General features: G+C 35.8%; 14 protein-coding genes. 3 read left to right on the top strand and 11 right to left on the bottom strand.

The features are described 5' to 3' along the window. Positions 1-520 precede the first annotated feature (520 nt). From C8N37_RS22400 to spt, 5 genes are read right to left on the bottom strand one after another with little or no spacing between them, the layout of a single operon-like run. Positions 521-907 (bottom strand): GtrA family protein, encoded by a 387-nt coding sequence (locus C8N37_RS22400; protein ID WP_108161005.1) that lies wholly within the window; start codon positions 905-907, stop codon positions 521-523. 3 nt (positions 908-910) lie between these two features. Next, the gene (locus C8N37_RS22395; RefSeq protein WP_108161004.1) at positions 911-1,600 is read right to left on the bottom strand and encodes a CDP-alcohol phosphatidyltransferase family protein; all 690 of its coding nucleotides are present in this window, start codon (positions 1,598-1,600) and stop codon (positions 911-913) included. 9 nt (positions 1,601-1,609) lie between these two features. Further along, positions 1,610-2,605, bottom strand: a complete 996-nt coding sequence (locus C8N37_RS22390) for an NAD-dependent epimerase/dehydratase family protein (protein WP_108161003.1) — start codon at positions 2,603-2,605, stop codon at positions 1,610-1,612. Continuing rightward, complete coding sequence (locus C8N37_RS22385) at positions 2,602-3,726, bottom strand: hypothetical protein (RefSeq protein ID WP_045752949.1); 1,125 nt, start codon at positions 3,724-3,726, stop codon at positions 2,602-2,604. The genes C8N37_RS22390 and C8N37_RS22385 overlap by 4 nt, the downstream gene beginning before the upstream one ends. A gap of 9 nt (positions 3,727-3,735) precedes the next feature. Then, positions 3,736-4,935, bottom strand: a complete 1,200-nt coding sequence (spt, locus tag C8N37_RS22380) for a serine palmitoyltransferase (RefSeq protein ID WP_108161002.1) — start codon at positions 4,933-4,935, stop codon at positions 3,736-3,738. A gap of 391 nt (positions 4,936-5,326) precedes the next feature. On the opposite strand from spt, the gene smpB reads away from it, so the two are divergent. Then, positions 5,327-5,782, top strand: a complete 456-nt coding sequence (smpB, locus tag C8N37_RS22375) for an SsrA-binding protein SmpB (protein ID WP_108161001.1) — start codon at positions 5,327-5,329, stop codon at positions 5,780-5,782. 3 nt (positions 5,783-5,785) lie between these two features. Here smpB and C8N37_RS22370 read toward each other — a convergent pair whose 3' ends face one another. After that, positions 5,786-6,694 (bottom strand): helix-turn-helix domain-containing protein, encoded by a 909-nt coding sequence (locus C8N37_RS22370; RefSeq protein WP_108161000.1) that lies wholly within the window; start codon positions 6,692-6,694, stop codon positions 5,786-5,788. 252 nt (positions 6,695-6,946) lie between these two features. Between C8N37_RS22370 and C8N37_RS22365 the strand changes: the two genes are divergently transcribed. After that, positions 6,947-8,449, top strand: coding sequence for an aldehyde dehydrogenase family protein (locus tag C8N37_RS22365; RefSeq protein WP_108160999.1), 1,503 nt, complete (start codon positions 6,947-6,949; stop codon positions 8,447-8,449). Between the two features lie 339 nt (positions 8,450-8,788). After that, positions 8,789-9,163, top strand: coding sequence for a DUF779 domain-containing protein (locus C8N37_RS22360; RefSeq protein WP_045752954.1), 375 nt, complete (start codon positions 8,789-8,791; stop codon positions 9,161-9,163). A gap of 47 nt (positions 9,164-9,210) precedes the next feature. Here the strand turns inward: C8N37_RS22360 and C8N37_RS22355 are convergent, their stop codons facing one another. The 5 genes from C8N37_RS22355 to C8N37_RS22335 all read right to left on the bottom strand — a co-directional run bounded on the left by C8N37_RS22355 (position 9,211) and on the right by C8N37_RS22335 (position 15,526). After that, positions 9,211-9,615: an acyl-CoA thioesterase gene (locus C8N37_RS22355; protein WP_045752955.1), complete on the bottom strand. Its 405-nt coding sequence runs from the start codon at positions 9,613-9,615 to the stop codon at positions 9,211-9,213. A 7-nt stretch (positions 9,616-9,622) separates the two neighbouring features. Further along, positions 9,623-11,434: a MutS-related protein gene (locus tag C8N37_RS22350; RefSeq protein WP_244914512.1), complete on the bottom strand. Its 1,812-nt coding sequence runs from the start codon at positions 11,432-11,434 to the stop codon at positions 9,623-9,625. Positions 11,435-11,763: 329 nt separating this feature from the next. Next, entirely contained in the window at positions 11,764-12,420 is a 657-nt protein-coding gene (locus tag C8N37_RS22345) for a protein-L-isoaspartate(D-aspartate) O-methyltransferase (RefSeq protein ID WP_108160997.1), read from the bottom strand. A 134-nt stretch (positions 12,421-12,554) separates the two neighbouring features. Next, positions 12,555-15,044 carry a replication restart helicase PriA gene (gene priA, locus C8N37_RS22340; RefSeq protein WP_244914511.1) on the bottom strand — a complete coding sequence of 830 codons (2,490 nt, stop codon included), beginning with the start codon at positions 15,042-15,044 and terminating at the stop codon, positions 12,555-12,557. A 92-nt stretch (positions 15,045-15,136) separates the two neighbouring features. Beyond that, positions 15,137-15,526: a DUF423 domain-containing protein gene (locus C8N37_RS22335; protein ID WP_108160995.1), complete on the bottom strand. Its 390-nt coding sequence runs from the start codon at positions 15,524-15,526 to the stop codon at positions 15,137-15,139. Between the last annotated feature and the right edge of the window lie 102 nt (positions 15,527-15,628).

Genomic DNA, 15,628 nt, shown 5'->3' with positions numbered 1-15,628 from the left:
TAAGTGGGGCATATATCAGATATTAGGTAGGGTTTATAGGGGGTTAGTAGGGGTATACCCCTACTAACCCCCTATAAACCCCCTATTAACCCCCTGTTATACCCCTATTATACCGGTATTAAATACGAAGTTGGTCAGGATTTGGTATGTAGTTGGTAGCAATCAGATATTCATTTCACATCACTACTACCCTTAGATAAAATACTTGCACTGTAACACGCCTACTTAAAGTATAAGATTTATCATACATTTTATTAAACCCTTTTCCTTTTAGCAGACTAACAATTTATCCTCTCCCACTTTCATTTTAAAAAAGCAGCATATTTGCCCTAATCCAGTTCTAATAATGCCTTAAATGAATACTCGATCTATATCACATAAAATTATTTGATGAGCGATCGTTTTTATAAAAAATGCATAGGTATCGAAAACATTTATTTTTTTATAGCAAAAGGGAATAAAAAAGGTCATCTCAGAAGAGATGACCTGACAATCCTATTATGGATTAATTCTTTTAACGTTACTTTTTAAAAACCCAAAAGCGTTGAAGCGTATAATTGAATCCTAACGAAACAATAATTTCCACAATCACTTTTGATAGCAAAGGATGTAAATGTAATCTGTCATCCAACAGATAAATGCCAAGTGACTTTAGGAGTATACTTCCAGCAACTACGATTACAAATTTACCGAGCTGTTTTCCAAGTGGTGCTGAAGTATTATTGAAAGACCAGTAACGGTTGATTACAAAATTAACGACCGCTCCTAAAGAGCCACTAATTACATTTGAAAATGCGGGCGCAATACTCAGTACTTTATAGCAAAAAGTATATATACCAAAATCCGAAAGACCACCTACAAAAGCTGATAATTGCGCTCTAAAGAACTCTTTTAGTTTTGCATTCATATGTTAAACGTTTTCAGGCTCCTTTGTTTTTTTTTCTTCAGCATCTCTAATATCTCCTAAATCCAATAATTTTTTCGTATCAATGGCATTGATAACAAAAAGAATCGCACAGATTCCCATCACTAAATAATGGATAGCACCTACAAAGAATACTTCTATAAGCAATACAAGACAAATAATGACACGTATTTCTGTTGGTCCAACAATACCTGCATCTATTGTATATTTATCGGTCACCTTATAACGCAACAATGATAAAATCATCGCCCAACCATACAAAGCCACCAAAACAAAACCAGTTAATTCAAAATTACCTTTAGCATAGAATACATATCCAAGTCCGATCATCACCGTACTAATCCAATCCATGACAATATCTAAAGAAAATCCATACCATTTACGAGACTTATTTCTATAAAAAGCAATTCTACCATCAAGTGAATCACCGAACCACTGAATAAAAAAACCTACTATACCTAATAATAAATAATTAATATCCCAATATTGCGCTAGGATAAAACTTACCATAATCATTAAGGAACCAAACAAACCAATTGCTGTTAGACCATCGGATGAAATCCAATTTGGAATACGCGGAACTAAATACGAAATAAATTTCTGTTCTGGATTACTCAATATATTTGTTCTCTTTCTATCTTGAAAAAGTTTTTTGTTTATTTTTTGACCACTCATCTCTCTTTATTATTTTAACCATTTATGATCACGATACCATTGAATTGTAACTTTCAAGCCAGCATCCAAATCATAAATCGGTCTATATTGAATATTTTTTATTGATGAACTGATATCACAAGCCCAACTAGCAGCTGTCAATTCATTTAATCTTTCCGGATACAATACCGGTATGGAGTTGGATTTTTTATAGGCGAGATCCATTGCTTGAGCGACACCTTTAACTAAGCGAAGTGGAAGATGAAATCGATATAGGGACTTAGCCGTGTATTTTTTAAAAATGGTTGCCATTTCATAACGGTCATACACTAAGCCATCGGTAATATTATAAACTTTCTTGCCGCCTTTATCTAAAAAGCATGCATTCAGAATAGCATTAACGAGATCTTTTACAAAAACAAAAGTTAATTTTTGAGGTGATTTTCCAATATAAGCATCTAAACCCGTATTTAATGTTTTAAACAACACAAAAAGATCTTTCTCTTTGGGTCCATATACTGCAGTAGGACGGATAATGGAAAGTTTATTGTCAACATATTTATCAAGCATCTTTTCAGCTAGGACTTTACTTCGACCATATGCTGTTACAGGGTGATAATCATTTTGCTCATTGATCGCAGGTGCGTCATAAGCCACTGGTCCGATCGCTGCGAGACTACTGATAAAAACAAATCGTTCAAGCGGTATATTGGATTCAAAGACTGCGTCTGCTAAGCATTCGCTATACCCAACATTTACCTCAACAAGATCTAATTCGTTCTTTGCTCTTGTCATTGCAGCTGCGTGAACAATATAGGCATATTGCTCTAGCTCTAACAGTTCCAATAATGAATCCTTATTTTTAAAATCAGGATAAACAAATCGATCAACAAAAGACTTTATTTCACTGACATCACTGGTTTTCCTAACGGCTGCATGCACTTCCAAGCCTGCCTCAGAGGCAGCTTGAACGAGATGATAACCGACAAAACCACTTGCGCCTGTGATTAAGATTTTTTTTCTCATAGCGCTTGCTCGTACAGACGATAGCGTTTGTACAATTCTCCATTGATTTGCTCGATAGCATGATTCATCATATAATTAGTATCAAGCATCCATGAGCATTCTGCTCCTTTAACGGTAAATCCGTCTCCAGAATTTTTAATTATGCTACCATAAAGGCAGGCTTCAATTCCTAATTTACGGTACTCATCCAGTACCCCAAGCATCAGAACACGAATCAGATTTACCTTTTTCAATCCAAATAATAATTTGAAAATCCCGGTAGGTAATAATCTTCCGCGCTTGATTTTAATTAAAATTTGGTTGATATCTGGAATACCTAAAGCAAATCCAATGACTTTACCATCCTTTTCTGCCAACAAAGCATACCTAGGATCAACAATCATTTTCATTTCTTTAGCTGCGTAATTAAATTCATCTTCCGTAAAGGGCACAAAACCTAAGTTTTTATCCCACGCCTTATTATAAATCTCTCTGATTCGCTCTGTTTCATTTTTAAAATCCTTCAAATTCATTTGACGGATCTTAATTCCGGAACGATTTAACCGCTCTTCTAGTTTTTCCAGCAGAAGAACAGATCGTTTACTTGCTTTATTTTCCATCACCAGATAAGCACGCAAATCAATTTTCTTTTGAAAACCGGCATTTGTTACCAGATCTGGATAGTAGGCAAAATTATAAGGCATCATGGCTACAGGAGGACTATCAAATCCTTCGACCAATAAACCGCAGGTATCATTGGTCGTTAAATTAATTGGACCGACGATATTCGTTCCACCTTTAGCTTTTACCCAATCTTTTGCAGCTTGAAACAAAGCATTTGCGACTTCTTGATCGTTTATGGAATCAAAAAATCCCCACTGACCTTCCTGCACTTGATTAAAGGCATTGTGATTCACATTCCAAATTGCAGCAATACGACCGACCAATTTTTGATCTTTGTATGCTAAAAATAATTGTGTTGAGGAATGTTTGTAAAAGGGATGCTTGCCAGGAGTTAGCAAATCATACTGAGCAAGATATAGCTCTGGTACATAATAAGGATTTTCCGCATATAAAGTATGCGGAAAATCTATATATAACCGTTTCTGTTTCTTAGTTTCAACGGGGATAACCTGTATCATAATAGACACTTAGATTAATGATTCAACATCTGCTAATTTGAAGACCTTAACCATCTTCTCGATCGCTTCATCAATTTGATCGAAGCTATGCGTTGCCATTAGTGAGAAACGAATCAAAGATTCTTCCGCAGGAACAGCAGGTGAAACTACTGGATTAACAAAAACACCATCGTCTTGAAGCATTTTAGTTACCCAGAATGTCTTTTCGTTATTTCTAATAAAAATTGGTAAAATAGGACTTTCTGTTGCACCTAAATCAAAACCACTTTCTAATAATAATTTTTTAGCGTAATTTGTATTTGCCCACAATTTTTCAATATGTTGAGGCTCTGCTTGAATAATTTCCAAAGCTTTCAATGTCGAAGCAACAGAAGCCGGTGTCATACTTGCACTAAACATGACCGAACGCGCAGAGTGTTTCAAGTATTCTATAACATCAGCATCTCCTGAAACAAATCCACCAAGTGAAGCGAATGATTTACTGAAAGTTCCCATAATCAAATCGGCGCTATCCGTTAATCCAAAATGAGATGCCGTACCAGCCCCTTTTTCTCCAATAACACCTAAACTATGTGCGTCATCGACCATTACTGTAGCGTCAAATTCATCTGCAATTTTCACCAATTCTGGTAAGTTAACGATATCACCTTCCATACTGAAGATACCATCAGTTGCAATCAATTTGCCACTTTCTTCTGGTAATCTAGCTATTTTAGCACGCAAATCATTCATATCGTTGTGTGCATACTTGATCACTTTAGAAAAAGACAACCGACTACCATCGATAATAGAAGCATGATCACGCTCATCCAACAAGATATAATCATTACGTCCCGTAAGACATGATAATGGTCCTAAGTTTGATTGAAAACCTGTACTGAATAAAATAGTTGACTCTTTCCCCACATAAGCCGACAACTTTTCTTCAAGCTCCACATGAATATCTAAAGTACCATTTAAAAAACGAGATCCAGCACAACCTGTTCCATATTTTGCTAATGCATCTTGAGAAGCTTTGATAATACGTTCATCCGTCGTTAATCCTAAATAAGAATTAGAACCAAACATCAAAACACGTTTGCCATCAATTTTTACTTCGGTATCTTGTCTCGACTGAATCGGTCTAAAATAAGCATATAAGCCTTTAGCTTTTAACTCACTAACGATTTTAAATTGCGATATTCTCTCGCCTAATTTTCCTTTACTCATGCGATTAAAAGGTATTTCTTAAATTTTATAATTGTTTTTGACTCCAATGATTACCAAAATATCAGCTTCATCATCAGCACTTTCAATTCCTACTTCCAAATAGATTAATACAAAATGACTTCATAAATACTGCATGAAATACAATATTAAATCAAAAACGATGCAAACATACGAAAACAAAACCTGACTTTCATTTAATGTTAGTCATATTTTTCACATATAAATATCGTAAAAATAATTTTAATTTAACACTTAAATTAAAATCCAAAAATAACAATGCTAAAAAAACACCATTATAATATTTATATTTGCTTTTCCGTGGTATTACATATCACAAACTTAGCTGGGTTTGTATTTGAAAATGGAATGGGAATAAATATATTAAGAAATTATGGCAATATCATCAGATATCAATATAAAAAATAAAAGAGCATCATTTGAATACAACTTACTTGACAGGTATGTGGCTGGAATTCGACTGCTTGGCACAGAAATTAAATCAATTCGAGAAGGGAAAGCAAATATTAATGATAGTTTTTGCAATTTTTTCCATGACGGTCTTTATTTAAGAAACATGCATATCGCAGAGTATTCGCATGGGTCATTTTATAATCACGAAGCGAAGCGTGATCGTCAATTGTTATTGACAAAGAGAGAATTGAAAAAATTAAGATTAAAAGGAGAGGAAAAGGGTTTTACTATCGTTCCGCTACGTATTTTCATCAGTCCTAGAGGTTTTGCCAAAGTGGAAATAGCTTTAGCACAAGGTAAAAAAGACTTTGATAAACGTGATACCATCAAAGACAGAGAAGGCAAAAGAGAGCTGGATCGAGCGCTAAAAAGATAGTGCCTACCCGCATATGATGTACGCTCCAGGCGTTATACCTACTCTATTTTTAAAGAGACGTACAAAATAGTTGACATCATTAAACCCAACACTAAAGCAGGTCTCTTTAACGCTTTTTGTTTTTCGCAACAAACTCTTTGCCTGCTGAATACGTGTCCTAATAATGTATTCTATTGGTGTAATCCCCAACTCGTTCTTAAAAAGACGAAATAAACTAGATTTACTCATATTTGCCTGCTTTTCTAAGACTTCCACAGTAATGGACTCAGAAAGGTGGGCATGTATATAGTTTCGGATATGCTCTAATGTTGTATTATTTTTTGTCTTACCTATATCAAGAGACAGTAACGATTGCGTTTGCAGTAAGCGAATAATAAGTTCTCGAAAAGTTAGATCAGTTAGTGCATCCTTCAACGGATTATCACCAGTGATCGTTTGGAATAATTTGTTAATCAAATCTGTCAGTTCAGGAGTATTATACAGATGAAATAAATTTAAATCTAATTTCCAATCCGTTAATGCATTTACTTTTGGATAGTGCTCATTCAGATGGTTAATTACTTCATCAATCTTCACTTTGCTTATGGTTAGGGCAGTACATTGCGTAGGGGCTGTAAAGGTGGCTTCTGGAAAATCGATCTGCATTTTACTGTATGCCGGCAATATCATGGTTTGTCCAGGTAGATATTCAAAGGAATCTCGTTGATGCAGATGCATTACTTTTTTTCCATGAATCATATTGATGATAACCAGATCATCAAATTGCAAAGCGACTTTCTCAGATCTTTGATAAGTCTCAAATACATTTAATTCTAGATTTTCTAAAGTAAACGCTCTCCTATTCTCTACCAATGTAGAAAGTTCATGACGCGATGAAAATGGCAACGAATTTACAAGCCTGTTATTTATCATATCCCTATCTTTTATTATAATTGGCTGGTAATCAAACTTAGACAAATTGTCTTTAAAATACAAGATAATTATATCGAATATTGGATTATTTCATCTACAATAACCGCCTTCAATAACTACATGTGGGTTATTTATCCCTGTGATGATGAAATTATAATGCTATCCTTTGAAACCATAATGCTATAAGTAAGCAAACACTTTTATTAAATTTGGTATGTAACAATATGTATAACATTATAAAAAATAAATATTATGGCAGCAATTCAAAGACCATCGTTTAAAGAGCGTTATGGAAATTACATAGGCGGAAAATTTGTTCCACCAACATTAGGAAAATACTTTGACAACATTTCTCCTTTAGATGGCAAAGTATTTACACAAGTTGCACATTCTACAAAAGAAGATTTAGAACTAGCTGTTGATACAGCTTCAAAAGCATTTGAAACTTGGGGAAAAACCTCTTCGACAGAAAGAAGCATCATTTTAAATAAAATTGCAGACCGCATCGAGCAAAATTTAGAATATATAGCAGCAGTTGAAACTGTTGACAATGGAAAAGCTGTTCGTGAAACGTTAAATGCTGATATTCCTTTAGCTATTGATCACTTTCGTTATTTTGCCAGTGTAATACGCGCAGAAGAGGGATCTTTAAGTGAATTGGATCAAAATACCGTTTCTTTAATTGTTCATGAGCCAATCGGTGTTATTGCGCAGATTATTCCTTGGAATTTCCCAATTTTGATGGCTGTTTGGAAATTAGCCCCTGCTTTAGCTGCAGGTAACTGTGTGGTATTAAAGCCTGCAGAGAGTACGCCAGCATCTATTCTTGTCTTAATGGAATTAATCGGTGATCTAATTCCAGATGGTGTTATCAATATCGTCAATGGTTTCGGTGGAGAATTGGGCCGCGCATTGGTCACAAATCCTAAGGTTTCAAAAGCAGCATTTACAGGTTCTACAGCAACGGGCCGTATGGTTATGCAGTATGCTACGGAAAACATCATTCCAGTGACATTGGAATTAGGTGGTAAATCTCCAAATGTTTTCTTTAGCTCGGTCATGGATCATGATGATGCATTCTTAGATAAAGCAATTGAAGGTGCTGTTTTATTTGCACTGAATCAAGGAGAGATCTGTACTTGTCCTTCTCGCTTACTGATTCAAGAGGATATCTATGATCGTTTTATAGCTAAAGTGATCGATCGTGTCAATCAAATTAAAGTTGGTGACCCTTTAGATCCTGAAACAATGATGGGAGCGCAAGCTTCAAAAATTCAAAAGGATAAAATCATGTCCTACATCAAGCTGGGTAAAGAAGAGGGTGCCGAATTATTAACAGGCGGTGATGAAAACCATTTGGGTGAAGGTTTGGAAGAAGGATATTATATCAAACCAACTCTATTCAAAGGCCATAACAAAATGCGCATTTTTCAAGAGGAAATATTTGGTCCTGTATTAGCCGTTACAACATTCAAAGATGAGAAAGAGGCTTTAGAAATAGCTAATGATACCATCTATGGTTTGGGAGCTGGTGTTTGGACTCGTGACGCACATCAGCTGTATCAAATCCCACGTGCTATTCAAGCTGGACGCGTATGGGTCAATCAATATCATTCATACCCTGCTGGCGCTCCTTTTGGTGGTTATAAGCAATCTGGTATCGGACGTGAAAACCATAAAATGATGCTTGATCATTACCGTCAAACAAAAAACATGCTGATTTCATACAGTAAAGAAAAACTTGGATTTTTTTAATCTTGAAAAATAAAATTAAAAAGTGGGGTTATTACTATAATCCCATTTTTTTTAATTCTTAATGTATCAAGTGGAATAACAAAATTCAATTATCGAAAAGGATATCGTAGGTATCTGAGCCTAATTTGCAAAATTACTCCTAGCGAGTGACCAATATTAACATCAGGTCAAGCAGAAAGATGGTCAAATTATTGCAGGATAAAATCAAGCAAAACAGATGAGATTCTCAGCAATAACATTCGGGAACAAATTGATCCACTGTCATACTATTGCTACTTTAGTGATAGCGAATAATACACACCAACAAGCTTTAAATAAAGCATAAAATATGAACAGATTATGGTAGAGAGATTAGCATTAACTGAAAAAGCAAAAGCACTAATAAAGGAATTATCAAGCACTCATGGGGATTTGATGTTTTATCAGGCTGGAGGATGCTGTGAAGGTACACAACCGCAATGTTTTGAAAAAGGTGGATTCTACCCCCGAATGAATGATGCGATGATCGGCCTTGCGGAAGGTTATGAATTTTGGATTGATCGCGATTTATTTGAATATTGGAAATTTTCCCATTTTACATTAGATGTGCTCGATGGATTTGGACCAGGAGGATTTTCGTTGGAATCATCCTTAGGGAAAACATTTAAAGTACATTATAGACTTTTTACAGAGGAGGAATTAAAAGAATTATCGCCTATAAAACGAATGGAATAATAGCTTGTATTATTCCATTCTTAATTTTCACGAAAAGGTAATCTGATTTAATCCTCTATTTCAAGCCCCTCTAATACGGGTATTGGTTTTTTATTATCATCCAATGCCACGAAAGAAAAAACACCTTTAACAGCCAATTCGCGACCGTCTTTATACATATCTTCTAAGAATATTTCAACTTTTACTTTTAAACTTGTTCGCCCAACATGAATGACCTCGGCGATTGCTTCGATCATACTACCTGCAGGGATCGCTTTTTCAAAATCAATTTTGTCTGAAGAGACCGTTACAAGTGCTTTTCTGCAGAATCTTGTTGCACACATAAATGTTACTTCATCCATAATAGCCATAGCTTTACCTCCAAACAAAGTGGAATGATGGTTTGTTGTAAACGGGAAAACAGTTATAAAATGATGTGTTCTCGACTGTTCAATTCTTTCTTGTAATGTCATTTCTTGTTTAATTTCTTCCTTGTTCTACGTCTACTCCAATACCTTTTAACAACATTGAAGCATTAAATATTTTACATTCCCCGATCTTGAGTTTATAATCGAATAGCATCTCATCTTGAATTACCTGTATATCAAAATGATAATTCTTGACTACTTTTGGATATTCATCTGCCAAAGTCGATAATTGCAAATCATGAGTTGCGACCATCCCCTTACCATTCTCCGTAATCAACTTCTTAATAATAGCTCTTGAACCCAAATATTTATCAACAGAATTAGTCCCTCTTAGCATCTCATCGATTAAAAAGAAACTATCAGCACGCTGCGCTACTGTTTCTAAGATAAATTTCATACGATCCAGTTCTGCTTTAAATGTCGAAGTACTCTCATTTAAATTATCTTTAATTCGCATATAAGATATCAAATGAAAGATTGGAAGTTTAAAAGAAGTAGCGGGTACTACTGCACCTGCATAGGCCAAAACAGCATTGATACCAACCGTACGTAAAAATGTACTCTTACCAGCCATATTTGAACCCGTTACCAAAGCGATTTGATGGTCAGCATTCGTATACGTATTCGCAACAGCTTTATCTATGGCAATCAAAGGATGAGCCAAATCGACAGCTTCTAAGGCTGTATCCAAGTGCTCCACAATAATTGGAGTAGCCCAGTCTGCGTGATTACGCTTCCAGGTACCCAAACTCACGAGTGCCTCTACTTCAGCTAGCGTATCAAATGATTCCAATATATTAACTTGGTACTTTGCTTTCCAATCCACAATAGCGAATACCTGCTTAAAATCCCACAAGAATATCAAGTTCAAGATTGTACCGACCATCATATTATTTCGAGCATCCAAGTTACTGATCAGTTTACCCAGTTTTTTAAAGGCATGAGAAACCGAGTCTGATGAACCCTGTATTTTTAGTTGCTCCTGTAATTCTTGATTACGAGTTGCCTTCCAAATTCGATTCTCAACTAGCTCCATACTTGCAGCATACGAATCCAGTAGATTGCCAACTTTATCAATTCGACTAGAGAAAAAAGCAACTTTACCCCCATTGGCCATAGACCAAAAAACATGTGCCAATCCGATTACAAGGGGTATGTATGCTGCAGCGGGAATAAAAACCGCCAGAATAACAGCACCGATAAATAAAAATGGGGCGAGCTTTACATATAAGCGCATAAATGAATGACCAAATGAGAAGTCCGCAGACTGAAAGTATGTGGATAAAAAAGATTTAACATCCAATTTTTGGTTCAAATTTGACAACAATTTTGCTTGAAAATCTTGGCTCCATGTGATATCAGTTGCTAGTTCAGCCGCAGCTTCCTGTCGTTTTAAAATTTCTCCTCTTTTGGCATCAGTAAGTAACCATTCTCCTAAAACGGATAAACTCAATTTTGTGGTCGAGCGATTTAACAATTCAAATAAGGAATGGCTTCCAACAATGTCCAGATCTGCACTATAGGGATGCTTATTATCTTCCAAAGATGCACCGTTGTCATATATATTAACGCCTTTATTTTCTAAATCAATTTCATTTAGGTTCACAGCCAGCAATGCTTTCTGATACGCACTAATTTTTTCCAATTTGCTTTGTCTACTTACGAGAAACGCAAAAAGAAATATCAATCCAAAAAATAAAATCAGAACGAGCAGTAGATTTTCTAATTGAAATGAATAAAATAAAGCAGCACCGCCAAAGATGATCACACCGAGACGGTAGAAACTATTTTGGTTAATTGCTCGGTCCAGTTTTTTTACTTCTTGCTCGATCTGTACCTTATTACTAAGGTATATGTCCATCATATTATTTTTCATTGGAGAATAATTTGTCTTTTAACGGTAATGAGGCTAGCATGTGCATATTAACTGCTGTTTATGAGCGGTATGCTCATGCTGGCTTCATCAAAATTTAATTATTTATGAGTGTATGATTTCAACTAAAACCTGTTGTACTAGCACTCGTATTTTGTATTCATGATCTATTTTTTTGAAAACACGCATGCTTCATTTCGTCATTAAAGGTTATGAGCTTAGTGTTTTTCTACAATTCACTCTTGAACTCAAATTGGCAGTTGATATAAGCCTTTAATCCTGTTATTTTACTGATTTAAATAACTAAAAAAGCTTGGTTTTTACCAAGCTTGATCCCCCACCAAGGGAACAAATCTAAATGTATCGAGCTCGATTCGATCAAAATCATTTTCTCCAGCTCGAATAATAGTCACCATTTTTTGTTCTTTTTCATCCCCAACTGGTATTACGAATATACCACCAATTTTTAATTGTTTGAGCATAATCTCTGGCACAAAAGGAGCCCCAGCAGTCACAATAATTTTATCATATGGAGCATGTTGTTCAATTCCTTTGGAACCGTCTCCACAGAAAAAATGAGGCTTATATCCCATATACGGTAAAACCTGTATCGTTCTCTGGTATAAATTCTCTTGTCTTTCTATGGTGTAAACATTTGCCCCCAGCTCCATTAGAATACAAGTCTGATACCCAGACCCCGTTCCAATTTCCAGCACTTTATCTCCCTTTTTTACATGGAGCAGTTCCGATTGATAAGCAACAGTATAGGGCTGTGAGATGGTTTGTCCATCTCCTATAGGAAAAGCGATATCTTTATACGCCTGATTCCAAAATGTTTCATCAAAGAAAAAATGACGAGGTACTTTGGCGATAGCATTCAACACATTTTGGTCACTAATACCTCTGGTCTTCAGTAGCTGTACCAATTGCTTACGAGCACCTTTTTCCCTATAATTATCTACAAATTTATACGCCATTATGACTCAAAAATACTATTGTTATTTAATAATTACCACTTATAAGAACAATTTCACTACTAATCAATTAACCTGCAAGCTCTTTCATTTGAAAAGAATAATTTTTGGCTAATTTCATATACCGCCCCACCGATTTAATAAGGATCTACATCAATCACGATACGCGTACCCGTATTGGATTTATCTGCAATAAAATCATTTTTCACATGCTTGATCAAGTCTTTTACTTTAACAATACTGATGTTATTTCTTTCAATTTTAAGCGTTATGGTTTGAATAAAATAATTACGTACTCTTCCCACCAATGGTGTTTCAGGGCCTAAAACTCTACTCCCAAGTTGCTGTCTTAGAGCTGATCCAAATTTCTTAGCACCATCATAACATTTTTGGATATCCATATGTTTAATATCAATACGAATCACCCTATAAAAAGGAGGATAAGCAAAGTTTTTACGTTCTTTTATCTCAGTATCAAACATTCCTTGATAATCATGTGCAACTACCTGTTCTAATACACGATGTTTTGGCGTATAGGTCTGAATGATGACCTGTCCACCGGCTTCTCTTCTTCCAGCCCGGCCTGCTACTTGCAAAAAAAGTGAGAAAGCTCGTTCATAAGCACGAAAGTCAGGGAAATTAATCATCGTATCGGCATTGATAATACCAATTAAGCTCACACGACCAAAATCCAATCCTTTGGCGACCATTTGCGTACCGATCAGAATATCAAATTCATGTTCATCAAAGGCACCTATGATCTTATCAAAACCATTTTTCCCCTTTGTCGAGTCCAAATCCAGACGGCTAATGCGCGCATTGGGCATGAGCAATTCCAACTCCTCCTCTACCCGCTCCGTTCCAAAACCTTTACTTTCTATATGAGGCATACCACATGCTGGACATATTTTGATTGGAGGTTCCACGTGACCACAATAATGGCAATGCATCATATTTGAACTCTTATGATAGGTCATACTAACATCACAGTTCACACATTTAGCGACAAAACCACAGGTATTACATTGGATAATAGTCGTATGACCACGTCGGTTTTGAAACAATATAACCTGTTCTTTTCTTTCTAGAGCCCCTTCTATCGCTTTCAGTAAATTACCGGAGAAATATGAAAACATATTTTCTTTTCTTCCTTCTTGTGGTATATCGACAATATGGATATCAGGAAGTTGTGCATTACCATACCTTTCTAATAGCTGTACAAAACCATATTTATTTGATTTTGCATTATAAAAGCTTTCGATGGAAGGCGTTGCTGAACCCAATAAAACTTTCGTTTGGTGAATATAACCTAGGTAGATAGCGGTATCGCGCGCATGATACCTTGGAGCTGGATCATATTGTTTGTATGAACTTTCGTGTTCCTCATCGACTAAGATAATTCCCAAATCTTGAAACGGTAAAAAGACCGAGGAACGTGCGCCTACAATAATCTGAAACTCATTTTTCATTACTTTATGCCACACCTCTGCACGTTCATTATCATTAAATTTGGAATGATAGACTCCCAGTTTATCTCCAAAATGCAATTTTAAGCGCGCGGTTATTTGAGCTGTTAAAGCAATTTCAGGTAAGAGATATAGTGCAGACTTTCCAGCAGCTATTGCTTGCTCAATTAATCGAATATATAGCTGGGTTTTTCCAGATGCAGTCACCCCATGCAATAAAGTAACGTCTTTAGTTTCAAAGCACTCTTGAATTTGGTTATAAGCACGTTGTTGATCCGCATTAAATTCAAAATTAGCATCCAACTCAATATCCTCTCCCTGAAAACGACTGACCACCTTTTCTTTAACTTGAAACACCCCCTTATCTATAAGTGCAGTAATCGCGCCTGAACCACAACCCGAAGCTTCCATTATCATCTGCCGGGTGACATCTGTACTCATTTTTGCTAATTGCATAAATGCCAAAACCGCATCTTGCTGTTTCGGAGCTCGATTTAGTCCATCCAATAGATTTCGTTTCCCATCTTCATCTCGAAATTCTGGGGCAAAAGAGAAGAAAACTTTGGTCTTGGGCTTATATCGTTCTGTAATCTCTTCCGAAATCAAAACAATACCTTTATCAAACATGACTTTCAGGATCGGGAATACCGATTTTTGACTCAATAGTTTGACAATATCGTTTACTTTTAGTTCTCCTGCGACTTCAAGCGCTTCAATGATCAGGTATTCTTTGTCTGTCAATGTCGATCGATCAAAATCATCGGGTATAGCCGATACAATTTTAGTTTCACTTGCGAGCTTCAATGCTGAAGGCAATGCAGCTTGCATGACCTCTCCCAAAGAACACATATAATAATCAGCTATCCAATCCCACAAGAGCAATTGTGCGGCATCAACAATCGGTTTTTCATCGATAATATCTAAAATATACTTTGCTTCATAATGCTTAGGCGCTTCCTTGCTGATTTGTTTTACAATAGCAGAATAAATCTTATTCTTTCCAAATTGCACCATGACACGAACACCAACCTGAATCTTATCGTTCCATTCCACCGGAATACGATAGGTATAGGTATTGGCCAGTGCTAAAGGCAAAATAACATCGATAAAAACAGTCGTCCGGTCTGTGAAAAATAAATTTTGAGGTTCTGGCATGTTCATTTCTAGTATCATGTAAAATTACTAAAAATAAGCCCTCGAAAAAACGTTAATTTCTTCGAGGGCTTATTTTTTACAGTATAACAACCGTATAACTATGATTTATTTTTTAAAGCGGCAACAAACAAAGCTGCCCATCCAACGATAAACGCTAGTCCACCCAAAGGTGTGATCGGCCCTAAAATAGCAGGATTGCCAAAACCTGAGATCTCCCGTATACTGAGCAGATATAATGATCCTGAAAAGAAAAGCAATCCAATGATAAAAGCGATAAATGATACACGGATGGATGCCGTTTTAGCTCTTGAAAAAGTTGACAGAAACAACAGGGCTAAAGTGTGGTAAAAATGATATTGATTGGCGGTTTTCCAAGTTTCGATATGTTGCGCACTAATCTTCCCTTCTAAACCATGTGCTCCAAAAGCTCCTAAAATAACAGCTAGTGCACCAAAAAATGCAGCCACTAGGATGATTCTCTTATTCATTAATTTAAAATTACGTCTATATTTTAGTAATGTTGGCTAAATGTATCAAATCTTCCTCAGAAAAGGAGAATATTTATTAAATTTATTGTTACAAAAGGAGTT

The organism is Sphingobacterium faecium, from assembly GCF_003054045.1.
Classification (GTDB): domain Bacteria; phylum Bacteroidota; class Bacteroidia; order Sphingobacteriales; family Sphingobacteriaceae; genus Sphingobacterium; species Sphingobacterium faecium.
Note: the sequence above shows the minus strand (reverse complement) of the source record. Positions and strands in the feature narration are given on the sequence as shown.